Origin of the sequence: Rhodoglobus aureus (genome assembly GCF_039527955.1) — a bacterium.
Classification (GTDB): Bacteria; Actinomycetota; Actinomycetes; order Actinomycetales; family Microbacteriaceae; genus Rhodoglobus; species Rhodoglobus aureus.
The window spans coordinates 109,741-132,196 of the sequence record NZ_BAAAKW010000033.1; the positions used below are offsets into that span (position 1 = coordinate 109,741).

General features: G+C 59.5%; 21 protein-coding genes. 2 read left to right on the plus strand and 19 right to left on the minus strand.

Features of this window, described 5'->3' with window-relative positions; genetic code table 11:
• Nucleotide 1: 1 nt before the first annotated feature.
• From atpD to ABD112_RS10330, 10 genes are all read right to left on the minus strand, one after another.
• A complete protein-coding gene (gene atpD / locus ABD112_RS10285) occupies nt 2–1,540 on the minus strand; it encodes a F0F1 ATP synthase subunit beta (protein ID WP_343925575.1) in 1,539 nt (512 codons plus the stop codon).
• Between the two features lie 20 nt (nt 1,541–1,560).
• The gene (locus ABD112_RS10290; RefSeq protein WP_343925577.1) at nt 1,561–2,460 is read right to left on the minus strand and encodes a F0F1 ATP synthase subunit gamma; all 900 of its coding nucleotides are present in this window, start codon (nt 2,458–2,460) and stop codon (nt 1,561–1,563) included.
• A 65-nt stretch (nt 2,461–2,525) separates the two neighbouring features.
• Nucleotides 2,526–4,163, minus strand: a complete 1,638-nt coding sequence (gene atpA / locus ABD112_RS10295; RefSeq protein WP_343925579.1) for a F0F1 ATP synthase subunit alpha — start codon at nt 4,161–4,163, stop codon at nt 2,526–2,528.
• A gap of 37 nt (nt 4,164–4,200) precedes the next feature.
• On the minus strand, nt 4,201–4,995 hold the full coding sequence (locus tag ABD112_RS10300; RefSeq protein WP_343925581.1) for a F0F1 ATP synthase subunit delta: 795 nt from the start codon (nt 4,993–4,995) through the stop codon (nt 4,201–4,203).
• A complete protein-coding gene (locus tag ABD112_RS10305) occupies nt 4,995–5,552 on the minus strand; it encodes a F0F1 ATP synthase subunit B (RefSeq protein ID WP_343925583.1) in 558 nt (185 codons plus the stop codon). Before ABD112_RS10305 ends, ABD112_RS10300 begins: the two co-directional genes overlap by 1 nt.
• 28 nt (nt 5,553–5,580) lie before the next feature.
• Nucleotides 5,581–5,808, minus strand: a complete 228-nt coding sequence (gene atpE, locus ABD112_RS10310) for an ATP synthase F0 subunit C (RefSeq protein ID WP_343925585.1) — start codon at nt 5,806–5,808, stop codon at nt 5,581–5,583.
• A 49-nt stretch (nt 5,809–5,857) separates the two neighbouring features.
• Nucleotides 5,858–6,682 carry a F0F1 ATP synthase subunit A gene (gene atpB, locus ABD112_RS10315; protein WP_343925617.1) on the minus strand — a complete coding sequence of 275 codons (825 nt, stop codon included), beginning with the start codon at nt 6,680–6,682 and terminating at the stop codon, nt 5,858–5,860.
• A gap of 116 nt (nt 6,683–6,798) precedes the next feature.
• A complete protein-coding gene (locus ABD112_RS10320; protein WP_343925587.1) occupies nt 6,799–7,248 on the minus strand; it encodes a Cg1360 family ATP-synthase-associated protein in 450 nt (149 codons plus the stop codon).
• On the minus strand, nt 7,245–8,474 hold the full coding sequence (locus tag ABD112_RS10325) for an MraY family glycosyltransferase (RefSeq protein ID WP_425563828.1): 1,230 nt from the start codon (nt 8,472–8,474) through the stop codon (nt 7,245–7,247). The genes ABD112_RS10320 and ABD112_RS10325 overlap by 4 nt, the downstream gene beginning before the upstream one ends.
• Nucleotides 8,471–9,127: an L-threonylcarbamoyladenylate synthase gene (locus ABD112_RS10330; protein WP_343925591.1), complete on the minus strand. Its 657-nt coding sequence runs from the start codon at nt 9,125–9,127 to the stop codon at nt 8,471–8,473. Before ABD112_RS10330 ends, ABD112_RS10325 begins: the two co-directional genes overlap by 4 nt.
• Nucleotides 9,128–9,195: 68 nt before the next feature.
• Between ABD112_RS10330 and ABD112_RS10335 the strand changes: the two genes are divergently transcribed.
• Nucleotides 9,196–9,810 carry an HAD-IA family hydrolase gene (locus ABD112_RS10335; protein ID WP_343925593.1) on the plus strand — a complete coding sequence of 205 codons (615 nt, stop codon included), beginning with the start codon at nt 9,196–9,198 and terminating at the stop codon, nt 9,808–9,810.
• A gap of 50 nt (nt 9,811–9,860) precedes the next feature.
• Here the strand turns inward: ABD112_RS10335 and prmC are convergent, their stop codons facing one another.
• The 9 genes from prmC to argS all read right to left on the minus strand — a co-directional run bounded on the left by prmC (nt 9,861) and on the right by argS (nt 21,656).
• Entirely contained in the window at nt 9,861–10,676 is an 816-nt protein-coding gene (prmC, locus tag ABD112_RS10340; protein ID WP_343925595.1) for a peptide chain release factor N(5)-glutamine methyltransferase, read from the minus strand.
• Between the two features lie 65 nt (nt 10,677–10,741).
• Complete coding sequence (gene prfA / locus ABD112_RS10345) at nt 10,742–11,821, minus strand: peptide chain release factor 1 (protein WP_343925597.1); 1,080 nt, start codon at nt 11,819–11,821, stop codon at nt 10,742–10,744.
• A gap of 2 nt (nt 11,822–11,823) precedes the next feature.
• Nucleotides 11,824–14,160 carry a transcription termination factor Rho gene (rho, locus tag ABD112_RS10350; protein WP_343925599.1) on the minus strand — a complete coding sequence of 779 codons (2,337 nt, stop codon included), beginning with the start codon at nt 14,158–14,160 and terminating at the stop codon, nt 11,824–11,826.
• 131 nt (nt 14,161–14,291) lie between these two features.
• Complete coding sequence (thrB, locus tag ABD112_RS10355) at nt 14,292–15,230, minus strand: homoserine kinase (RefSeq protein ID WP_343925601.1); 939 nt, start codon at nt 15,228–15,230, stop codon at nt 14,292–14,294.
• Nucleotides 15,227–16,318 carry a threonine synthase gene (thrC, locus tag ABD112_RS10360; protein ID WP_343925603.1) on the minus strand — a complete coding sequence of 364 codons (1,092 nt, stop codon included), beginning with the start codon at nt 16,316–16,318 and terminating at the stop codon, nt 15,227–15,229. Before thrC ends, thrB begins: the two co-directional genes overlap by 4 nt.
• Before the next feature lie 3 nt (nt 16,319–16,321).
• A complete protein-coding gene (locus ABD112_RS10365) occupies nt 16,322–17,638 on the minus strand; it encodes a homoserine dehydrogenase (RefSeq protein ID WP_343925605.1) in 1,317 nt (438 codons plus the stop codon).
• Nucleotides 17,635–19,038, minus strand: coding sequence for a diaminopimelate decarboxylase (gene lysA / locus ABD112_RS10370; RefSeq protein WP_343925606.1), 1,404 nt, complete (start codon nt 19,036–19,038; stop codon nt 17,635–17,637). The genes ABD112_RS10365 and lysA overlap by 4 nt, the downstream gene beginning before the upstream one ends.
• A 105-nt stretch (nt 19,039–19,143) precedes the next feature.
• Nucleotides 19,144–19,989 (minus strand): LmeA family phospholipid-binding protein, encoded by an 846-nt coding sequence (locus ABD112_RS10375; RefSeq protein WP_343925608.1) that lies wholly within the window; start codon nt 19,987–19,989, stop codon nt 19,144–19,146.
• A gap of 5 nt (nt 19,990–19,994) precedes the next feature.
• A complete protein-coding gene (gene argS, locus ABD112_RS10380; protein ID WP_343925609.1) occupies nt 19,995–21,656 on the minus strand; it encodes an arginine--tRNA ligase in 1,662 nt (553 codons plus the stop codon).
• Nucleotides 21,657–21,757: 101 nt separating this feature from the next.
• Between argS and ABD112_RS10385 the strand changes: the two genes are divergently transcribed.
• On the plus strand, nt 21,758–22,342 hold the full coding sequence (locus tag ABD112_RS10385) for an arginyl-tRNA synthetase (protein WP_343925611.1): 585 nt from the start codon (nt 21,758–21,760) through the stop codon (nt 22,340–22,342).
• Nucleotides 22,343–22,456: the final 114 nt, after the last annotated feature.

Consider the following 22,456-nt stretch of genomic DNA (forward strand, 5'->3'; position numbering starts at 1 on the left):
GTTAGGAGTTCTCTTTCTGAATCTTTGCCCACTGCTCTTCGACATCGTTGATACCACCGACGTTGAAGAACGCCTGCTCTGCAACGTGGTCGAACTCGCCCTTGACGATCGCGTCAAACGACTCGATGGTCTCCTTGAGCGGAACGGTCGAACCGTCAACACCAGTGAACTTCTTCGCCATGTAGGTATTTTGCGAAAGGAACTGCTGGATGCGGCGTGCACGCGAAACGGTGATCTTGTCTTCCTCAGAAAGCTCGTCAACACCAAGAATCGCGATGATTTCCTGGAGTTCCTTGTTCTTCTGAAGAATCTTTTTCACGTTCGTCGCGACACGGTAGTGGTCATCACCTATGTACCGGGGGTCGAGGATACGACTCGTTGAGGTGAGCGGATCAACGGCGGGGTACAGGCCCTTCGACGCGATTTCACGGCTGAGCTCAGTCGTGGCGTCGAGGTGCGCGAAGGTCGTTGCCGGAGCCGGGTCGGTGTAGTCGTCAGCCGGAACATAAATTGCCTGAAGCGACGTGATCGAGTGACCACGCGTCGAGGTGATGCGCTCCTGAAGGATACCCATCTCATCGGCGAGGTTCGGCTGGTAACCCACGGCCGAAGGCATACGACCCAGAAGAGTCGAAACCTCGGAACCGGCCTGCGTGAAGCGGAAAATGTTGTCGATGAAGAGCAACACGTCTTGCTTCTGAACGTCACGGAAGTACTCAGCCATGGTGAGAGCCGAGAGCGCAACGCGGAGACGCGTTCCTGGCGGCTCATCCATCTGGCCGAAGACTAGAGCGGTCTTCTCGAAGACGCCTGCTTCATCCATCTCGGCAATGAGGTCGTTACCTTCACGGGTACGCTCACCAACACCGGCGAATACGGAAACTCCACCGTGGTCCTGAGCCACACGCTGGATCATTTCCTGGATCAGAACGGTCTTACCGACACCGGCACCGCCGAACAGGCCAATCTTTCCACCCTGTACGTACGGGGTGAGAAGGTCGATGACCTTGATGCCGGTCTCGAAGAGTTCCGTCTTCGACTCGAGCTGGTCGAATGCCGGGGGCTTGCGATGGATGGGCCAGCGCTCAGTGATCTCAACGGTCTCGCCGTTGACCTTGCCGTCTTCATCCGCGTTGAGGATGTCGCCGGTTACGTTGAAGACTTTCCCCTTGGTGACGTCACCAACGGGAACCGTGATCTGCTCGCCAGTGTCGCGAACTTCTTGGCCACGAACGAGCCCGTCAGTCGGCTTGAGCGCGATGGCACGAACTACGTCGTCGCCGAGGTGCTGCGCAACCTCAAGCGTGATCTCAGCGGTCACGCCACCAATGGTGACGTTGGTCTTGAGAGCGTTGTAGATCCCGGGGATCGAATCGTGCGGGAATTCAACGTCCACAACGGGACCGATTACTCGCGAGATGCGACCAATACCGGCAACAGTTGCGGCAGCAACCGTCTTGGCAGCAACCGTCTTGGCTGGCGCCTTCTTGGCTGGTGTCTTTTTGGCTGGGGCCTTCTTGGCCGGGGCTTTTTCAGTCATGGCTTCCCTATCTATGGTTCTTACTTAGCCGAGCTGAGGGCGTCCGCGCCGCCCACGATCTCGGAAATCTGCTGGGTGATCTCCGACTGACGCGCGTTGTTTGCTAGGCGCGTGTAGTCATTGATGAGCTTGTCTGCGTTGTCGCTTGCCGACTTCATTGCCTTCTGCGTTGCAGCGTGCTTTGCAGCAGCAGACTGAAGCATGGCGTTGAAGATGCGGCTCTCGATGTAGACAGGCAGCAAAGCGTCGAGCACCTTGTCTACCTCTGGTTCGAATTCGTAGAGCGGAAGGATGTCGTTTTCGTCGGGTGCTTCAACACCTTCAACGATCTCCAGCGGGAGAAGACGCACAACCTCGGGAACCTGCAGAAGCATGCTCACTAAGCGGTTGTAGACGATGTGAATCTCGTCGACTCCGCCTTCGCTTGCGGGCTGCAAGAACTTGCCCACTACGGCGTCGCCAATTTCCTTAGCAATTTCGAATGCGGGCGAATCGGTTCCGCCGGTCCAAATCTGCTCAGCATCACGCTTGCGGAAGGCGAAATACGCTGCGGCCTTGCGACCGACGAGGTAATAAACAACCTCTTTACCTTCGCGTTCAAGCCGAGCTGCGAGTTCGCCAGCCTCGCGAAGAACGTTCGTGTTGAACGCTCCCGCGAGTCCTCGGTCACTCGAGAAAATGACTACCGCTGCGCGGTCGACAGTCTCTGGCTCAGTTGTCAGCACGTGATCGACGTTTGAGAAAGTCGCCACCGCCGAAACAGCACGCGTGACCGCACGTGAGTACGGACCCGATGCAGCTACCCGCTGTTTCGCCTTTTGAATGCGCGACGCGGAGATCAGCTCCATCGCGCGTGTGATCTTCTTGGTCGTCTTGGCAGAACTAATTTTCTGCCGGTAGACCCGAAGTTGCGCTCCCATAGCTATCTAACTTTCTCTGTCGTGTTGGTCGATGATCACTGGTTCGCTTATTATTGGTGCAGAGCTCAGCGCTTCTGCTTGACGATCTTCTCTTGAGCGATGTCTTCTTCAGCGATCTCTTCGAACTGTTCGGATCCGACGGAGTTGAGTGACTTGCCCTCACCCGTCTGGAAGCCCAGCTTGAACTCTTCGACTGCAGCATCCATGTCAGCGATTAGCTGGTCGTCGAGTGCCTTCTTCTCGCGAAGGGTGTCGAGCACCTTGGTGTTGCGAGCGAGGTAGTCGTGCAGTTCGCTCTCAAAACGAAGAATGTCTTCCACCGGAACCTCGTCGAGCTTGCCGTTGGTGCCTGCCCAGATCGATACGACCTGGTTCTCGACAGGGAACGGCGAGTACTGCGGCTGGCGAAGCAGCTCGGTGAGGCGGGCGCCTCGCGCAAGCTGGCGACGGCTTGTCGGGTCAAGGTCGGATGCGAACATCGCGAATGCTTCGAGCGAGCGGTACTGAGCAAGCTCAAGCTTCAGCGTTCCCGACACCTTCTTGATCGATTTGACCTGGGCGTCACCACCAACACGCGATACCGAGATACCCACGTCAACAGCGGGGCGCTGGTTGGCGTTGAAGAGGTCGGACTGCAGGAAGATCTGGCCGTCGGTGATAGAGATCACGTTGGTCGGGATGTAGGCAGCAACGTCGTTTGCCTTGGTCTCGATGATGGGAAGGCCCGTCATCGATCCGGCACCGAGCTCGTCGGAAAGCTTGGCACAACGTTCGAGCAGACGGGAGTGCAGGTAGAACACGTCACCGGGGTATGCCTCACGTCCTGGCGGACGGCGAAGCAGCAGTGATACAGCGCGGTAGGCCTCAGCCTGCTTGGAGAGGTCGTCGAAGATAATGAGTACGTGCTTGCCGCCGTACATCCAGTGCTGGCCAATGGCCGAACCGGTGTAGGGGGCGAGGTACTTGAAACCTGCGGGGTCGGATGCGGGGGCAGCCACGATAGTGGTGTATTCCATGGCGCCGGCCTCTTCGAGTGCGCCCTTGACGGCAGCAATCGTTGAGCCCTTTTGGCCGATAGCAACGTAGATGCAGCGAACCTGCTTCTTCTCGTCGCCCGACTCCCAGTTCTCTTTCTGGTTGATGATGGTGTCAATCGCGATCGCGGTCTTACCGGTCTGGCGGTCCCCAATAATCAGCTGGCGCTGGCCACGGCCGATCGGGATCATGGCGTCGATTGCCTTGATTCCGGTCTGCATGGGCTCGTGGACACTCTGGCGGTCCATCACACCGGGAGCCTGTAGCTCGAGTGCACGACGGCCTTCAGCCTTGATCTCGCCGAGACCATCGATCGGGGCGCCGAGTGGGTCAACCACGCGACCGAGGAAGGCGTCTCCCACGGGGGCAGAAAGTACTTCGCCTGTGCGAGTTACTTCCATGCCCTCGACGATGCCGGCGAACTCGCCGAGGATTACAACACCGATCTCGTCTTCGTCGAGGTTTTGGGCGAGGCCCAAGGTGCCGTCGGCGAAGCGGATGAGTTCGTTGGCCATAACGCCGGGGAGGCCGTCGACGTGCGCGATGCCGTCTGCAGCGTCTACGACGGTGCCGGTCTCGGTTGTCGAAGCTTTGCCAGGCTCGTAGGCCTTGACGAAGTCCTTGAGCGCGTCGCGGATCTCGTCCGGACTAATGCTGAGTTCTGCCATTGTGTTTTCCTATTCCGTGGAAAGGTCTGCTAACTCGCTAGCCCGCGAGTTGGATCCTGAGGTCGTTGAGCTTGGTGGAAACGCTGCCGTCGATGACTTCGTCACCGATTTGAACGCGTACCCCACCGATGAGCGAGGGGTCGAGGCGGACGTTGAGATTGAGTTCACGTCCGTAGTTCTTGGTGAGGCCAGCGCGCAACCGTTCGAGCTGCGCTGCGTGGAGCGGCGTAGCAGTCGTAATTGTTGCGACTGACTGACCCGCTTCGTTGGCTACAATGTCTGCTGCGGTGGAGATCAGTTCCCCAATGCGGCGGCCACGCGGCTGCTGAACGAGTTGGTCGATGATAACGACAGCCTGTTCTGAAGCCTTGCCCTTGAGCAGGTCATGAATCAGCACTGATTTCGACTCAGCCGAGCCGAGTTTGCTGCCAACAGCGAGTTCCAGCTCGGAATCCGAAGAAACCGTGCCGCCGAACGCGAAGAGTTCGCCTTCGATGGCGAGCTTCGCCGGAGCCGACTTTGCAATCGCGCGAATGCCGATCTCCTCGATCCCTGCGAGCAGATCGTCAGCGTTCGACCAGCGAGCGCTGACAACGGCTGACAAAACGGTGCGCGCTGAGGCGCTCAGCGACGAGAAAACCGAACCGACTATTGCGGTCTTGTCTTTCGCAGCGGCGGCAGGATCAGCCAAAGCGGAACGCAACTGGGCAGAACCGCCCAGTACACGCCCTGCTTCGAGCAGCTCTGCGCCAGTGGCCAGAGAGTTCTTGACTGCGACCGATGCCAGAGCATCTTTCGCTGCAACAAGCGCTTCTCTCGTAGCTGATCCCATTACTTCTTCGCCTTCGCCTTCTCTGAAGCCTCAAGGTCAGCCAAGAACTGGTCAACGAGTGCGGAAGACTTCTTGTCGTCGGTCAGGCTCTGCCCGATAACGCCCGATGCGAGGTCGATGGCCATTGAGCCAACCTCGGTGCGGAGCGATACGAGAGCCGCCTGGCGTTCTGCCTCGATCGTGGCTTGGGCGTTCGCAGTAATGCGTGCTGCCTCGATCGATGCCTGCTCTTTGAGCTCGTTGACAATCGCGGTGCCCTCAAGTCGTGCCTGTTCGCGAATCTTCGCGGCCTCAGCACGGCCCTCAGCGAGCTGCGTCTTGTACTGCTCAAGTGCCTCAGCGGCTTCAGCCTGAGCGATCTCAGCCTTCTTGATGCCACCTTCGATCGCCTCGGCGCGAGCATCCAGAGTCTTCGTCAACGCAGGAAGGAACTTCTTCCAGAAGAAGAACAAGATGATAGCGAAGACAACCGCTGACCAAATAATGTCGTAACTCGCAGGAAGGAGCGGGTTAACTACGCCACCCTCTTCTGCGGCAGCCAGTAGTGCGCTATGCATCCCAGCCTCCTCAATCAATTGTTAGTCGTTAGCCGGGGAACGGGATGAATGCAACAGCGATCGCGATGAATGCGAGCGCCTCGGTGAATGCAATACCGAGGAACATCAGACCCGTCAAGCGACCCTGAAGCTCTGGCTGGCGTGCAACCGACTCAACGGTCTTGCCAACAACGATGCCTACACCGATAGCGGGTCCGATGGTTGCAACACCGAATGCGAGGGGTGCAATGTTTCCAGTCACTTCTGCGACGTTCATTTGTGTTTCCTTCCGTGGTTTTCTAATCCAGGCGAGTGCCGGGATCGGTCTAGTGCTCTTCGACCAGCGCGAGCTGAATGTATACGGCAGTCAGGAATGTGAAGACATAAGCCTGAAGTAGCGCAACAATGATTTCGAAGATCGTGAAAATAAAGCCAAAAGCGAGGGTGCCAATGCTGAAGAGCCCAAACAGGCCACCAGCAGTGAACAAGAAGAAGTGCGTTGCCGAGAAGCACAGCACGAGCAGCATGTGGCCCGCGATCATGTTCATGAGCAGACGCAGGGCGAGAGTTACCGGGCGAAGGACAAACGTGGAAACAAACTCAATCGGGGTAACGATGAAGTACAACGGCCACGGCACCCCTGCAGGGAACAGCGAGACCTTGAAAAAGTTCATTCCCTGCTTCTTAATGCCGGCGTAGATGAAGGCCACGTACGCGACGATTGCGAGCACTAAAGGAACACCAATTACTGACGTGCCAGCGATATTGAGTCCCGGAACAATTCCGGTGATATTCATCGCAAGAACCATGAAGAACATGGTGGCCAGCAGCGGCATAAACCGCTTGCCCTCTTCCTTGCCCAGAGCGCCGTCAGCGATGTTCGACTGAACGAAGCCGACGGACATTTCGAGCAAGCTCTGACCCCGACCCGGAATCATGCGCATGCGGCGGGTGCCGAGCCAGAACAGAAGGATCAGAACGGCGACCGCAATGAAGCGGACCATCATGACTCGGTTGATCTCGAACGGCGTGCCTACGAAGAGAAAACCTGGTGGGACGAATTCGAGTAGCGATGGGCCTGTAAAGCCCCCGTCGCCGGATCCGTCATCGGTGGCAAAGGGCGCTAGAAGCGCGAGAGCGTTATATAACAGCGCTGTCTCCAGAATCGGGGCGTGGAATTACGCGGCGATGGAAGTGGGGGGTTGAACGGGTAAAAGTCTATCAAGAGATTTGGGTTCACGACGAATCTGCGGGCGAATCCGACAGATTAGTTTGACGTCGAGATATCTTCACCTGGTAATTGCACGCCGGGGACGTAGCTTTCCCGCGCTCGCACAAATGCGAGCACGTCAACGACGAGGCTGCCTATGACTGCTGCGAGGATCGCAAAGAAGAACACGAGGGGTTCCAGGAACGGCTGACCTCGCAAAAGAACCAAGATCGCGATGAAGACAATGAACTTGAGCAGCCACGCGCCAAGCACGATTCCGAAGAACAACGTGCTCGAGGGATCGCCGTTTGTCGCACGCGACGCGAGCACAATGCTGCCAGCGGTGAACCCCATGAACAGCGCAGTAAGACCGGCTCCGATGAGTGCGCTCACCAACCCGGAGCTGCCTGCGACGAGGAACCCAATAAGTGACCCAACGACAGCAATGGTGACAGTCAGTATTGCGCCATAGGCGAGTGCACGGCCGAGGATGGCGGAAGACTTCATACGGTGGGTTCCTTTGAGTGTGGCGTTGGCGATGTGTCGGTGGATGCGGCATCCAAACCGTCGTAGCGTGCGTCGTTAGTGGGAGTTTCGGGCATGTCACCGCGACGCTGAGCTGCAGCTTCGCGCGCTTTGCGTCGGCTGAGCGGAGCCAGAGTGATAGCAGCGCAGATAGCGAGGCCGGCCACAAACAGGAGGGCGGCCCAGCGCCAGGGCACAAACGTGAAGGCGAGAACGCCAACGGAAGCCACAAACGTCCAGCTGTAGAGGATGAGTACGGCGTGCAGGTGCGAGTGCCCCATGTCGAGCAGACGGTGATGCAGGTGCTTGCGGTCGGCAGAGAATGGCGATTTGCCAGCACGGAGACGGCGAATCATGGCGAGCCCGAAATCGAGCAGCGGAATAACCAGAACCGCGATGGGTAGCAAGATGGGGATGAAAGCCGGCAAGAAATCAAGGGTGAACTTGTCTGGCTGGGTGAGGTATCCGGTAGGAACTTGGCCGGTAACCGCGATCGCTGATGCCGCCATCAGGAGCCCAACCAGCAGGGCTCCGGCGTCGCCCATAAACATCTTTGCCGGGTGGAAGTTGATGGGCAGGAAGCCTACGCAGGCGCCGATAAGGATCGCGGTGGTCAGCGAAGCCAAGTTGAAGTACTCGGTCTGGGCTTGTGACTGCAGGAGGTAGGCGTAGATAAAAAAGACACCGTTGGCAATCACGGCGACGCCAGCCACGAGGCCGTCAAGGCCATCAATGAAGTTCACCGCATTCATCACCAAAACGATCGCGAAGATCGTGATGATGAGCGAGACATAGGGCGAAACGATGGTTTGGCCACCGATTGGCAGCGTCGACAGCTGCACGCCCTGCCACGCGAGCACGCCAGCGGCGATTATCTGGCCGGCGAGCTTAGTTAGCCAGTCGAGATCCCAGATGTCATCGGCGACGCCGATAATCACGATAATCAGTGCGGCGCCAAGTAACCCGAAAACTTTGCCAGGCTCATTAAAGATGAGCGAGAAATTGCCAAGGGTTGAGGCAACCGCGAACGCCACAACGACGCCCAAAAACATCGCAACACCGCCGAGGCGAGGCGTGGGCCGTGTGTGCACGTCGCGCTGGCGAACCTTGGGGTACAGCCGGTATTTAAGGCTCAACTTGAGCACCAGCAGGGCCAGCGCATAGGTAACGATCGCCGCAATGCCCGAAATGAGCAGATAGAAAATTATTCGCATCGATCGGCCCCGATCAGATCGCGAATGGCGCTGGCCGAGATGACGCCCTCACGCACAATGCGCAGTTTGCCTCCCTCGGTGAGCAAACCCGTGGCATCAACGATGGTTGACGCCAGTTCCCCGCCTTCGCCGTCATCGAGGTACACCGAGACTGAGTCGCCAAGCATTTCTTGGGCTTGCGCTGCAGATCGTGCTGCAGGAAGGCCGGTGCTGTTGGCGCTCGAGACCGCAAGCGGGCCCGTCTCAGACAGAAGCTCAAGAGCAATGCGGCTCGACGGCATCCGCAAAGCAACAGTGCCGTGGGTCTCCCCCAGGTCCCAGCTCAGCGAAGGCTGCGCGGGCAAAATAATGGTGAGGCCTCCTGGCCAGAATTCGGCGACGAGAGTGCGCACCTCATCAGGAACTTCAGCCGCAAGGGCGTCGAGAGTCGGGATGCCCGGAATCAGCACCGGCGGAGGCGACTGGCGTGTGCGCCCCTTGGCATCGATGAGCTTCTGCACAGCCTCAGGCTGGAAGGCATCGGCCGCAACACCGTAGACGGTGTCAGTGGGGATGACAACGAGATCGCCGCGGCCAATAGCAACGCGTGCGAGCCGCATGCCGGTGAGGAGCTGAGCGTCGTCTGCGCAATCGTAAAGGTCATCCATGTCCCCAACATGGTACCGGTCTAAACAGTGAAAGACTGGACACGACAAACAGAGAGCGATGGCCGACAATGACGCTGCTTTTCATCTTTGACATGGATGACGTGCTCTATGAGTACGACTGGCGTGCGCGAATGGCCGCCATGAGCGAGCTGACCGGCCTCAGCTTTCTCGAACTGCGTCGCCTCTGGTGGCACGATGAAGGCGAATTCGGTGCGGAAGCAGGCCTCTACCAAACCGGCGAAGAGTACTTGGCCGCATTTGAGCTAGCGATCGGTCAGTCGGTGGATGTCGCCCGTTGGGTCGAGATCAGAGCCGCAGCAATGACAGTGTGGCCCGATTCAATCGCAGCGGCCCAACGCGCCTCTGAGCTGGGTCAGGCAACCCTGCTGACCAACAATGGCGCCCTCCTTGGCGACCATTTGCCTACGCTCGCGCCAGAACTTGTCGAGATTTTCGGGGATCACTTGCGCACCTCAAGCCACTACGGAGCACGCAAACCCAGCCCTGAAGTCTACGAGCGCACGCTTGAGGCCTACGGTGTCGACGCCCACAACGCATTCTTTGTTGATGACATGCAGGAGAACGTGGCCGGCGCACAACGCCTCGGAATCACGAGCCACCAGTTTGTCGACTGTGCTGGAATGCATCGAGCGATCGAAGAGTTCGCTGAAGCACGCGGGTAACTCAGTGTGGCAGCTCGGCCGCGACCCAGCTTGCCGCCGCAGCGAAAGACCTACAGCAGTGCGGTAGTTGCTCGGTCGCGACCGAGGAGATCCTTGTGGTGAGCTACGGCATACCAGCCGTCCGCCGTGAGCAGCGCGGCAAGTGCCGCGGCCTGTTCTTCGCCGTGCTCGAGCACGAGAGTGCCGCCCTGGTGAAGCAGACGCTTCGCCGTTGTTGACACGCGGCGTACGACATCCATGCCGTCTTCTCCGCCGTATAGCGCGAGGGCAGGGTCGTGGAGTTGAACCTCGATGTCGCGCGGGATCGCGGCCGCAGGAATGTAGGGCGGGTTGGAGATAACGACGTCAACGGTTCCGTCGAGCTCGACGAACGCACCGCCGAGGTCGGCATTAATGAGGGTCGCGTTCTGAGAGCCGTAGCGGCGAAAGTTCTCGCTCGTATATGGCATTGCCTCGGCCGACAGCTCTACAGCGTAGATGCGCGAACGCGGAACTTCGGTGGCCATTGAGAGCGCGATCGCACCACTACCGGTGCCAAGATCGACACCAATCGGCTCAGGGGTTGCGCTTGCATTGAGCGCGTCGATGGCGAACTGCACGACTATTTCGGTTTCAGGGCGAGGCACGAAAACACCGGGCCCCACACGCAGCTCGAGATTGCGGAACGGTGCAATACCGGTGATGTGCTGCAGTGGCTCGCGAGCGGCACGGCGCGCAAACAGCTCACGAACTGTCGCCTCCAGCGAAGCAGGCACGGTCGCACCGGTGACGGCGCGCACGCGAAGCTCGCCCCGACTCAGCTCAAGAACATGGGCGACCAGCAACTCGGCGTCGACAGCCGGGCTCGGTACTCCCCCTGCAGCCAACAGTTCAGTGCCGCTGCCAAGAAGGTCAGCGACACTGATGTTGTGCTCGGCAGAGACTGCCTCGCTCAGGATTCGGTTCCGATGACGGCCAGGCGCGCCTCTTCGTCGGCAATGATGCACGACTGGATTACGGGCTCCATCGCACCATTGATCGCCTGGTCAAGGTTGTACGCCTTGTAGCCTGTGCGGTGATCAGCGATGCGGTTCTCAGGAAAGTTGTACGTGCGGATGCGCTCGGAACGATCCATTGTGCGGATCTGGCTCTTGCGGTACTCGCTCGCCTCAGCATCCGCCTCTTCTTGGTAGCGGGCCAAGATGCGCGCACGCAGCACTCGCATACCGGCCTCGCGGTTTTGCAGTTGCGATTTCTCGTTCTGCATAGCCACGACAATGCCGGTAGGGAGGTGAGTGATGCGAACAGCGGAGTCAGTTGTGTTCACCGATTGGCCACCGGGACCAGACGAGCGGTAGACGTCAATCTTGAGGTCGTTCTGGCTGATCGCGACCTCTTCAGGCTCATCTACCTCAGGGAACACAAGCACTCCGGCAGCGGAAGTGTGGATGCGGCCTTGAGACTCGGTGGCGGGTACGCGCTGAACGCGGTGCACTCCACCCTCGTACTTCAAGTGCGCCCAGACGCCCTCAGCGGGATCGCTCGATGAGCCCTTGATAGCCAATTGCACATCTTTGATGCCGCCGAGGTCGCTCGAGGTCTGCTCGATGATCTCGGTCTTCCACTTCTTCGACTCTGCATAGTGCAAGTACATGCGCAGAAGGTCTCCAGCGAAGAGAGCCGATTCGGCTCCGCCCTCACCCATCTTGATTTCCATGATCACGTCACGGGAATCGTTGGGGTCACGCGGAATAAGGATGCGGCGAAGCTTCTCTTGAACAGCGTCGAGCGTCTCGGTAAGATCCGGGATCTCGGCAGCGAATGACTCATCTTCGTCAGCCATTTCGGTGGCTGCCGCAAGGTCGTCCGTCAGCTGACGCCACTCTTTGTATGCTGCAACAATGCGCGACAACTCAGCGTAGCGTCGGTTGACTTTCCTAGAGCGGACCGGGTCAGAGTGGAGCTCGGGGTCAGCTAGCTGGCCCTCGAGATCCTCATGCTCGGTCAGCAGCGTCTGTACTGACTCGAACATTGTTAGTCCTCTTTTTTGCCGTTAGTGGATGGAAGAGACTTCTGGATCTGCATGAGGAACTCAACGTTCGACTGCGTCTCCTTTAGTTTACCCAGCACGATTTCGAGTGCAGCCTGCTGATCGAGACCAGCCAGCGCGCGACGCAAGTTCCAGGTGACTTTCACTTCGTCGTCACCGAGAAGCATCTCTTCGCGTCGGGTTCCGGATGCGTTGACATCCACTGCCGGGAAAATGCGCTTGTCGGCGAGCTGGCGTGAGAGACGGAGCTCCATATTGCCGGTGCCCTTGAACTCTTCGAAGATAACTTCATCCATCTTCGAGCCGGTCTCAACGAGCGCGGTAGCGATGATGGTGAGCGAGCCACCCTCTTCAACGTTGCGTGCCGCACCGAAGAAACGCTTCGGCGGGTACAGCGCTGCGGAGTCGACTCCACCCGAAAGCACACGACCGGATTGCGGAGCGGTCAGGTTGTAGGCACGACCGAGGCGCGTAATCGAGTCGAGCAGCACGACAACGTCGTGGCCAAGCTCAACGAGACGCTTTGCGCGCTCGATAGCAAGCTCTGCAACCGTGGTGTGGTCTTCAGCGGGGCGGTCGAAGGTTGAAGCAATAACTTCACCCTTGACGGTGCGCTGCATGTCGGTGACTTCTTCTGGGCGCTCGTCAACGAGAACGACCATGAGGTGAACCTCGGGGTTGTTCTTGGAGATCGCATTCGCAATGGCCTGCAGAACCTGCGTCTTGCCTGCCTTCGGAGGCGAGACAATCAGGCCGCGCTGGCCCTTGCCGATAGGAGCAGCGAGGTCGATGATCCGAGTCGACAGCATCGACGGCTCGGTCTCGAGGCGCAGACGTTCCTGCGGGTAGAGCGGGGTGAGCTTGCCGAATTCAACGCGGTTCGCTGCCTCGTCAACGGGCAAGCCGTTGATCGAGTCGATACGCACGATTGCGTTGTACTTCTGGCGGCCCTGGCTGTTGTCTCCATCGCGAGGCTGGCGGATTGCGCCAACAACGGCATCACCCTTGCGCAGGTTGTACTTCTTGACCTGGCCAAGCGAAACGTACACGTCGCTGTTACCAGGAAGGTAACCGGTGGTGCGCACAAAGGCGTAGTTGTCGAGAACGTCGAGGATGCCGGCAACCGGAATCAGCACGTCATCGTCGGTGATCTCGGGCTCGAAGTCGTCGCCCATGTTGCCACGGCCGCGCTTGCGGTCACGGTAACGGCCACGTCCACCGCGCTCGGAATCAGCGTCGCCGCCGCGCGAGTCATCGTTGTTGCCACGGTTGTCGCGGTTCTCACGGGGTTCGCGAGGCTCGCGGTTCTCACGAGGTTCGTTGCCGCCGCCGTTGTTGTTCTGGCGACGGTTGTTGTTCTGACGCCCCGAACCGTCGGCGTTCTGGCTGTTGCGGCTGCGGTTTCGGTTGCGATTGCGACCCGAACCCGACTCGCCGTCGGAGCTGTTGTCTCCATCGTTATCGTTGTCGGAATCGGAGTCCGAAGATCCCCGGCCGGAGTTGTTGTTCTTGTCGCCGCTGTTGTCGGAGTTGTCCGAGTTGTTGGCGTTGTTATCGCGCTTGTTGCGGCCAGCGTTGCGGCCCTTGCCTGCATCGCCCTTCTTATCAGCGTCGCTGTTCTTATCGGCGTTGCTGTTCTTATCGGCGTTGCCGTTCTTGTCAGCGTTGCTCTGCGAATTGCCTGAATTGACCTCGGCCGAAGCGCCAGTCTTGGCGTCATCGTTCGACACCTCGGGAGCCTCTGCGGCACGGCTTGAGCTGCGACGGTTGCGCTTGGGCGCTGCGTCAGCTGCCGGAGCATCGGATGATGCTGGTGCGTCGGTCGACGCGTTCGAGCCTGCTGCGGCATCCAATTCGCTCGCTGCGGGTGCAGCGTCGACCTTCTTCTTGCGAGGAGCCGTCTTAGGCTTCTGCGCGGCGGAGTCTGTGGACGGCGTGGAATCGGCTGCGGGTGCAGCGTTGGCTGCGGGTGCAGCCGAGTCGCTTTTCGGCGAATCGTTCTTGGCAGCCTGCGGGGCACCAGCGGGAGCTTCGGCTCCTGCGATAGCGGCACCGTCGACGCTCGTGACACGGCGCGAAGCGCGCTTGCGTGCCGGAGCTACCTGAGCTGCGGGAGCCTCAGCTGATGCGGATGCTGCTGCCGGTGTTTGTGCGGTGTTGCTGTTCTTCTCGTTGATAGCTTCCACGAGTTCTCCTTTGCGAAGTTTTGATGTGCCGGTGATGCCACGTTCGGCTGCCATTGCTTGAAGCTCGGGCAGTCGCAACGCGCTAAGCGCGGCACGGGAATCCACGCTTGATGCGTGGTTATTGACGTCAGTCACTACTTGGGGTTCCTTTCCCCAACCACGCATTCGAGCGGTGGTGGAGAGCTAGTCGCTCACCGATGTCTACGCGGATGCGCAGGAATCTTATTCGGGGATGCGACGGGTGAAGTGCAACCGGGATGCTACGACTACGCCGTAGCTTCTACCTGGTGCTCATTCACTGTAGCACCTTTGAAGTCCACAGCTAAGAGAAGACATTCCCAAGGCGTGGCGGCGTGTTTCTGCACGAGAGCCATCGCCTCAAGGCGCTTCGCTGGGTCGTCAGCGAGAACGAGAACTGAGGGGCCAGCGCCTGAAACAACTGCAGCGTGGCCGTGGGAGCGCAGAATCCGAATCAGTTCTGTTGTCTGCGGCATCGCTGCTGCACGGTAGTCCTGATGAAGGCGGTCGCCGGTAGCTTCGAGTAGAAGTTCGGGGCTCTGGGCCAGTGCAGCGATAAGAAGGGCTGCACGCGAAACGTTATAGACGGCGTCGGCGTACGGCACCGTTTCGGGCTGCAAGCTGCGCGCGTGCGCGGTGGAGACCCGGAAGTCAGGAACGCACACCAGCGGAGAGACTCCACGGTGCACGATCAGCTTCTTCGCTTGCGGCCCAGACTCGGTATTCCACGCGATTGTGAGACCACCCAAGAGTGCTGGTGCGACGTTGTCGGGGTGCCCCTCTAGCTCGGTTGCGAGCACGAGAAGGGTCGCGGCATCCATCTCGACGATGCCCTCAAGCAGCCCCTTGGCGGCCATGACTCCGGAGACGATTGCTGCGGCCGAAGATCCGAGCCCGCCGCCATGCGGGATGACGTTGCTAGCCGTGACGTGCAGCGCAGGCATCGTCTGCCCAAAGTGCGTAAAGCAGTGCTGGATCGCCTGAATGACCAGATTAGATTCATCTGTCGCAACGATGCCAGCGCCGACACCCGTGACGTCGATGGTGACGCCCGAGCCCTCCACCGCAGTGACGATGAGCTCGTCATAGTGCGAGAGGGCAAGCCCGAGCGTGTCGAATCCTGGACCAAGATTTGCTGAGGTCGCCGGCACGCGTACTACGACGCTGCGACCGACCAGCGAGGTCATGCCTTGGCCAACCCCAACACGCTGGCAACTTCGGCGGTATCAACGGGGACGATTTGCGGTGTGATGTCGTCGCCACTTGCCGTCTTGAGCGCCCACTGCGGGTCTTTCAAGCCGTGACCGGTGACCGTGAGCACGACCGTTGAGCCACGCGGAATCTGGCCAGCTTCGGCACGCTCCAGCAAACCAGCAACACTGATTGCGGATGCTGGCTCAACAAAGATACCGACCTCAGCCGACAGAATGCGCTGAGCTTCAAGAATCTTGGCATCGCTAATGGCGCCGAAATAGCCATCAGAAACCTTGTGCGCTTCGGTAGCGAGGCTCCACGACGCAGGGTTGCCGATGCGGATGGCGCTGGCGATTGTCTCGGGGTGCTTGACGACCTCGCCATGCACGATCGGCGCGCTGCCTTCGGCCTGGAAGCCGAACATGCGGGGCAACTTGGTGGTGGCAGAGCGTGCCAGTTCTTCGCTGTAGCCACGGAAGTATGCTGTGTAGTTTCCAGCGTTGCCGACGGGCACGATGTGGAAATCAGGAGCGTCGCCCAAGACCTCAACAACTTCGAACGCTGCCGTCTTCTGGCCCTCAATGCGGTCAGGGTTCACCGAGTTAACGAGGTGCACTGGGTAGTTTGCGGCGAGGTCGCGCGCGATGTCGAGGCAGTCATCAAAGTTGCCCTGCACCTGAATAAGTTCACCGTTGTGGGCGATGGCCTGACTGAGCTTGCCCATCGCGATCTTGCCCTCGGGAACGAGAACAGCAGCGGTGATTCCCGCGTGCGCTGCGTAGGCTGCGGCCGAAGCAGAAGTGTTTCCGGTAGACGCGCAGATGACGGCCTTGGCGCCGTGCTCAACAGCCTTGGAAATCGCCATCGTCATGCCGCGGTCCTTGAATGAACCAGTAGGGTTCATTCCCTCGAACTTGACCCAGACATGGGCACCGGTGCGCGCAGAGAGCGCTGGTGCGGGAAGCAGCGGAGTGCCACCCTCCCCCAGGGTAATGATCGGGGTTGCATCAGAGATGTTCAAACGATCGGCGTACTCATGAAGAACGCCGCGCCACTGCCGATTTTTGATTTCGCTACCCACTGGTTACAGCCCCTCAACTCTCAAAACGGACACAACTTCTCGCACAACCGAATTCTCGGCCAGCGCAGCCACCGTGGCGGCAAGCGACTCATCTGTCGCCTCGTGCGTCACAGTCACTAGGGTAGCGCTTGGCACACCCTCGTTTACTGCGCCGACGGTCTGGTTGACCGCCTCGACAGAGACTCCATGGTCACTAAAGACTGCGGCGATAGTCGCGAGCACCCCTGGCTCATCCACAACCGTCAACGTGATCTGGTAGCGCGTCATCACGCTCGAGATCGGCAAAATGGGAAGGTTTGCGTGGGTTGATTCGGCAACACCGGGGCCGCCAATGACATGGCGGCGAGCAGCCGAAACAACATCGCCAAGAACCGCGGATGCCGTTTCTAGGCCGCCAGCGCCTGCACCATAAAACATGAGGCTGCCTGCAGCCTCGGCCTCAACGAATACCGCGTTGTTGGCGCCGTGCACGGCAGCGAGCGGGTGAGTCAGCGGAACAAGCGCGGGGTGCACTCGTGTGCTGACCCCATCGATGCCGCTAGCGGAATCCACTATTCGTTCGCAGATTGCGAGGAGTTTGACGACATAGCCAGCCTTGCGTGCGGCGACAACTTGCTCTGCGGTGATGCTCGTGATGCCTTCGCGGTGCACAGTGTCGAGCGGTACCCGCGTGTGGAAGGCAATGCTCGACAGGAGCGATGCTTTCTGGGCGGCGTCATAGCCTTCGATATCAGCCGTGGGGTCGGCTTCGGCGTACCCCAGACGAGTTGCCTCGGCGAGGGCGTCGTCAAAACTGTCGCCCGTGGCATCCATGCGGTCAAGAATGTAGTTGGTGGTGCCGTTGACAATGCCGAGGATGCGCTGCACGCGGTCGCCGGCAAGGCTGTCGCGAAGCGGACGGATGATCGGGATGGCTCCCGCAACGGCTGCTTCGTAGTAGAGCTGCGCGCCGACCTGAGCTGCTTCTTCGAACAGTTCAGCGCCGTGGTGGGCCAGCAAGGCTTTGTTTGCGGTAATCACATCGGCGCCGGAATGCAGCGCCTTGAGGATCCACGTACGAGCGGGCTCAAGCCCACCAATAAGCTCGATCACGATGTCGGCGCCCACGATGAGCGACTCTGCATCGGTCGTCAGCAACTCCTTCGGGATGTCGGCATCACGGGGTGCGTCGAGGTCACGGACGGCAACGCCCACGACTTCGAGCCCCGCTCCGGCACGTGCGGCAAGCTCGTCAGCGTGCTCGAGCAACAGTGCGGTGACCTGCGATCCGACACTTCCTCCGCCCAAAACTGCGACGCGAAGGTTGCGGTATTCGATCATTCAGAGTCTCCCGATTGTGTAATTCCTGCGTCGCGGCTGAGTAAGTCGTCTTCGGTTTCGCCACGCACAATAATGCGAGCTTTTCCGTCGCGCACGGCGACAACTGGCGGCCGCGCGAGGTAGTTGTAGTTGTTGGACATTGCCCAGCCGTAGGCTCCTGTGGCCGGAACGGCAATCACGTCGCCGGGCTCAATGTCTCCGGGCAAGTACTCGGCTCGCACGACAATGTCACCGGCCTCACAGTGCTTGCCGGCAATGCGAACAAGCGCGGGATCTGCTGGCGAAACGCGGTTGGCGATGCGGGCCGAATAGTCGGCACCGTAGAGAGCGGTGCGCAAGTTGTCACTCATGCCGCCATCGACACTGACGTACTTACGTACGGCCTCGCCATCGACGAGAACATCCTTGATCGTGCCTGCCGTGTACAGAGTGGTGGTCGACGGCCCGATGATAGAGCGGCCAGGCTCAATCGCAATCCGGGGAACCTCAATGCTGAGGCGCGCACACTCAGCCTGAACAATCGAGGCAAGCGAAGCGGCAAGCTCGGCAACCGGCAGCGCCTCATCGGCCGCGGTGTACGCGATACCAAAACCGCCACCCAAGTTCAGCTCAGGCACCGGGGCATCAGCCGAAAGACGCGCGTGCAACTCAAGCAAACGCCGCGCCGCCTCAGCAAAGCCAGCGGTATCGAAAATCTGCGACCCAATATGCGAATGGATGCCCACAAACTCCAACGAAGAATGGGAGCGGATCTGCGCCACCACAGCTTCAGCATCCGACAGCGGAATCCCAAACTTCTGGTCTTCCCTCGCCGTCGCAAGATACTCATGGGTTGATGCGTGAACCCCGCTATTGATGCGCAAGCGCACCCGCTGGGTTCGACCGTGCCGTGACGCGGCTTCAGCAACCCGACCGATTTCGACGACACTGTCGATAACGATGGGGCCGATGCCCGCGCGCACAGCACGGTCGATCTCAGAAAGACTTTTGTTGTTGCCGTGGAACCCCAAACGCGACGCATCAACGCCGGCTGCGAGCGCAACTGCCATCTCGCCGGCGGACGCAACATCGATGTTGAGGCCAGCGGCTGTCATCCATCGGGCAACTTCGGTGCAAAGAAACGCTTTGCCCGCGTAGTAAACCTTGACGCTGGAACCGATGCGAGCGAACTCGGCATCGAATACCGTCTTGATTTCGGTGGCGCGAGCAATCGCATCCGCCTCGTCAATGACGTAGACAGGGGTACCGAATTTGCGCACAAGTTCGGTTGCGGTGACGCCGGCAATTGCCAGTTCGCCCTCTTCTGTGCGCGCAGCATTGTGCGACCAGACGGTCGACGGCAAAGAGTTTGCTTCGGCGGGAGCGTTAAGCCACTCGGGCGCCAGCGGATTCGCGAACACAGTCGCACCTCACAGAGATGTAGACGGAAAACGGCGGATTGTGTCCGCACGGGCGTTGGGGGTGCTGACCACTCTAACGGCAGTCTCGGCTAGCGCTGAATCGAGTTACTGCTCAGGACAGACGCCGTATTGCTGCCACTGGTCGCCACCGAGTGCGATGTTGTCTGCGCTGAGTTGGATGACTAGGTCTGAGCCCTCAACCGCGACCGAATCGATGGTGAGGGCTGCCGGCATCGACGATGCAACGCAGAACTTCTGCGAGCTGAGTAGATTGCCTGCAAGGCCAGAAACCAGGGCATTTTCACGCAGATCGGCTACCGAAATCTGTTGGTCACCGAGGAGCACAGATTGCGGTTCAAAAGCTATGGAATCCCCGGCGGCAATCGGTACCAGATCTAGGGCAACCGGAATGCGAATGAAGAGGAGTTGGAAGATTGTCGAAACCCGAATGGCTGAATCTTGGAGTTCGATGGAGTCGAGTTCGAGTCCGCTCAGCGTGCTCGCAATCTTGTTGATCTCTTTATTAGGTATTGATACCTCCATGGAGAAGGTTTCCAATGGCGCCGACGGAAGCAACGGCACCTCAGTGGCGACAATGTGGGCGGATGCTTCGAGCCCGTTCACCTCGACGCGATCGAGGTCGACCGTCACAACATCGATACCGCCGGTGATCGCTTGCAGCACAAGCGAACCCGAGCCGAGATCTACAGCAACACCATCCGTCGAGTCGATTCCCAGCGACGTGGCAATCTCATCGCGCACGAACGTCTCAGCCGCGGCGCGACCGGCGGTCTCCACAAGAATGACACCGACAATCAGGATGACCGCGATGATGCCGCCGGCAATCCACCAGCCCTTGCGCCCACGACGGCGCTTGGCGTTTGAGCCTCGGGGCTTCGAATCGTTGTCGAGGACGAGTTCGACAGTGGGCTCTTGGTTAGTGTCGGCCACGAAACCTACATCCGCTCCGGAGCGCTAACTCCGAGCATCCAGAGGCTATTGCGCAGCACTTGACCTACGGCGTCGTTGACCCACAGGCGCGTGCGGTGCACATCGGTGACTTCTTCATCGTTCATTGGCGTCACGCGACACTGGTCGTACCAGCGGTGGTAACTGCCGGCGAGTTCTTCAGCAAAGCGGGCGACCCGATGCGGCTCGCGCAGTTCTGCCGCTTGGGCAACGATGCGCGGGAATTCAGCAAGCACACCCACAAGGATGCTTTCCGTTTCGTTGGTGAGCAGCGAGGCATCGAAGACGCTGCGATCCACACCCGACTCCCCCGCATTGCGAGCGACACTGTGCGTGCGGGCGTGGGCGTACTGCACGTAGAAGACAGGGTTGTCGTTGGTGCGTTTCTTCAAGATCTCGGGGTCGAGGGTGAGGGGCGAATCGGCCGGGTAACGCCCGAGCGAGTAGCGCAGAGCATCCGTTCCGAGCCATTCCCGCAGGTCGTTGAGTTCGATGATGTTGCCGGCACGCTTCGACAGGCGTGCACCATTGATGCTCACAAGTTGACCGATCAGCACCTCAATGTCTTTGGTTGGATCGTCGCCAGCAGCCCCGGCGAGCGCCTTGAGGCGGTGCACGTAACCGTGGTGGTCAGCGCCAAGGAGGTAGATCTTGTGCGCGAAACCGCGGTCACTCTTGCTCAAGTAGTAGGCAGCATCGGCGGCGAAGTAGGTGTAAACGCCATTGCCACGCTTGATGACGCGGTCTTTGTCATCGCCGAAATCGGTGGTTGTGACCCACACTGCCTCGTCGATGTCGGCGACGTGACCTTGGGCACGTAAACGCTCGACAGCTTCATCGATAGCGCTCTTGCCGTCATCGTTCGTGGTGTGAAGTGCACGCTCGCTGAACCACACATCAAAGTGCACGTTGAAGTCGGCAAGAGACTTCTTGATCTCGCCCAATTGAAGTTCGTAGCCACGCTCACGAGCAACCGCGATCGCTGCATCGTGGTCAAGGTCAAGAAGTTCTGGGTTCGAGGCAAGAACACCCTTGGCAAGCTCGGCAATGTAGGCGCCAGGGTAACCGTCTTCCGGCGTCGGCTCGCCCTTCGCCGCAGCCAGAATCGATGCCGCAAAGTTGTCCATCTGGTTGCCGGCGTCATTGATATAGAACTCACTCACGAGCTCAGCACCGGCAGCTTTCAGCACCCGGGCAAGCGAATCGCCCAGCGCCGCCCAGCGAGTGTGGCCGATGTGTAGCGGGCCGGTGGGGTTCGCCGAAACGAATTCCAAGTTGATGGTCTGGCCCGCGAGCGAATCATTGTGGCCGTAAACATCACCCTGCTCGACAATGGTCTTTGCGAGCGCACCAGCGGCAGCAGCATCCAAGGTGATGTTAATGAAGCCGGGGCCCGCGACATCCACAGCGGCAATGCCGTCGAGTGTGCGCACTTGCTCGGCGATCTCCGTGGCCAACTCACGCGGGTTTGCGCCCAACGGCTTTGCCAACTTCATAGCGACATTGGATGCCCAATCACCGTGATCGCGGTTGCGGGGTCGCTCTAACACCAAATCGTTCACGGTCAGGCCCAGATCGGGCGTGCCGCGGTCAGCCGCAATGCGGGAGACGACAGAAAGCAGGGTGGCAGAAAGATCAGCAGGATTCACACTGTTAAGAGTACTGGGTGGTCACCGGGGTTCTGTTCGGAGTTCACGACACTGCCGGGTCACTGCAGAGCAATGCCCACACAGGTCGCGAGAATGGAACCATGGCTCTTCGACTTCGTGTTCTTCCTGCAGTTATCGCGCTCAGCGCATCCGCACTTCTCCTGACCGCGTGTGTTCAAGGGGAGCCAGACCCGACGGGGCCGAACCCGACGCGAACGATTGACCCATCGAGCACGCCCAGTATCGAGCCCGAGCCCACTAGCGTTGCGACGAACGACCCCGAGGCAACTGCTGTCGATCTGGCCTGCGCTGACCTGATCTCGCCGCAAGCAATGTACGACTTCAACCCCAATTTCTTGCTGCTGAACAGCTTCACCCCGCCTGCCGGCTCCTCTGCGGCGACCGCACTCGCCTCGAAGGGTGTTGCGTGCCGTTGGGAGAACTCAACCAGCGGGGTAACCATCGACGTTTCTGTTGCCAAGCCTGCACCGAGCAAACTTGACGGATTCAAGTCGAACGCGGGCAGCCCCGCCGATGGCTTCGACGGCTACTTTGCAGTGGCAAGCGGCACCGGCACTGCGCAGGTCTTCAGCGGCGCCTACTGGGCAACGCTTAGCTCGAAGGCATTCTTTGAAGCTGCGGATGCCCTAGATCTCGTCGCCGACGTGCGCGCAGCCCTTAAGTAGAGTGCACGCCCCGTTACCTTGTTTATATCCCCGGATGGTGTTTGTATCTGAGGACGTTGGCCCGTCGGGTCCGGCATGATTCTTGCCCCCAGTCGTTTCATGATCCGGGGGGTG

What these genes read in the sequence shown, in the direction of transcription:
- atpD (WP_343925575.1), bottom strand. Translation starts at nt 1,540, where the DNA reads ATGACTGAAAAAGCCCCGGCCAAGAAGGCCCCAGCCAAAAAGACACCA.
- ABD112_RS10290 (WP_343925577.1), bottom strand. Translation starts at nt 2,460, where the DNA reads ATGGGAGCGCAACTTCGGGTCTACCGGCAGAAAATTAGTTCTGCCAAG.
- atpA (WP_343925579.1), bottom strand. Translation starts at nt 4,163, where the DNA reads ATGGCAGAACTCAGCATTAGTCCGGACGAGATCCGCGACGCGCTCAAG.
- ABD112_RS10300 (WP_343925581.1), bottom strand. Translation starts at nt 4,995, where the DNA reads ATGGGATCAGCTACGAGAGAAGCGCTTGTTGCAGCGAAAGATGCTCTG.
- ABD112_RS10305 (WP_343925583.1), bottom strand. Translation starts at nt 5,552, where the DNA reads ATGCATAGCGCACTACTGGCTGCCGCAGAAGAGGGTGGCGTAGTTAAC.
- atpE (WP_343925585.1), bottom strand. Translation starts at nt 5,808, where the DNA reads ATGAACGTCGCAGAAGTGACTGGAAACATTGCACCCCTCGCATTCGGT.
- ABD112_RS10320 (WP_343925587.1), bottom strand. Translation starts at nt 7,248, where the DNA reads ATGAAGTCTTCCGCCATCCTCGGCCGTGCACTCGCCTATGGCGCAATA.
- ABD112_RS10330 (WP_343925591.1), bottom strand. Translation starts at nt 9,127, where the DNA reads ATGGATGACCTTTACGATTGCGCAGACGACGCTCAGCTCCTCACCGGC.
- ABD112_RS10335 (WP_343925593.1), top strand. Translation starts at nt 9,196, where the DNA reads ATGACGCTGCTTTTCATCTTTGACATGGATGACGTGCTCTATGAGTAC.
- prfA (WP_343925597.1), bottom strand. Translation starts at nt 11,821, where the DNA reads ATGTTCGAGTCAGTACAGACGCTGCTGACCGAGCATGAGGATCTCGAG.
- thrB (WP_343925601.1), bottom strand. Translation starts at nt 15,230, where the DNA reads ATGACCTCGCTGGTCGGTCGCAGCGTCGTAGTACGCGTGCCGGCGACC.
- ABD112_RS10365 (WP_343925605.1), bottom strand. Translation starts at nt 17,638, where the DNA reads ATGATCGAATACCGCAACCTTCGCGTCGCAGTTTTGGGCGGAGGAAGT.
- ABD112_RS10385 (WP_343925611.1), top strand. Translation starts at nt 21,758, where the DNA reads ATGGCTCTTCGACTTCGTGTTCTTCCTGCAGTTATCGCGCTCAGCGCA.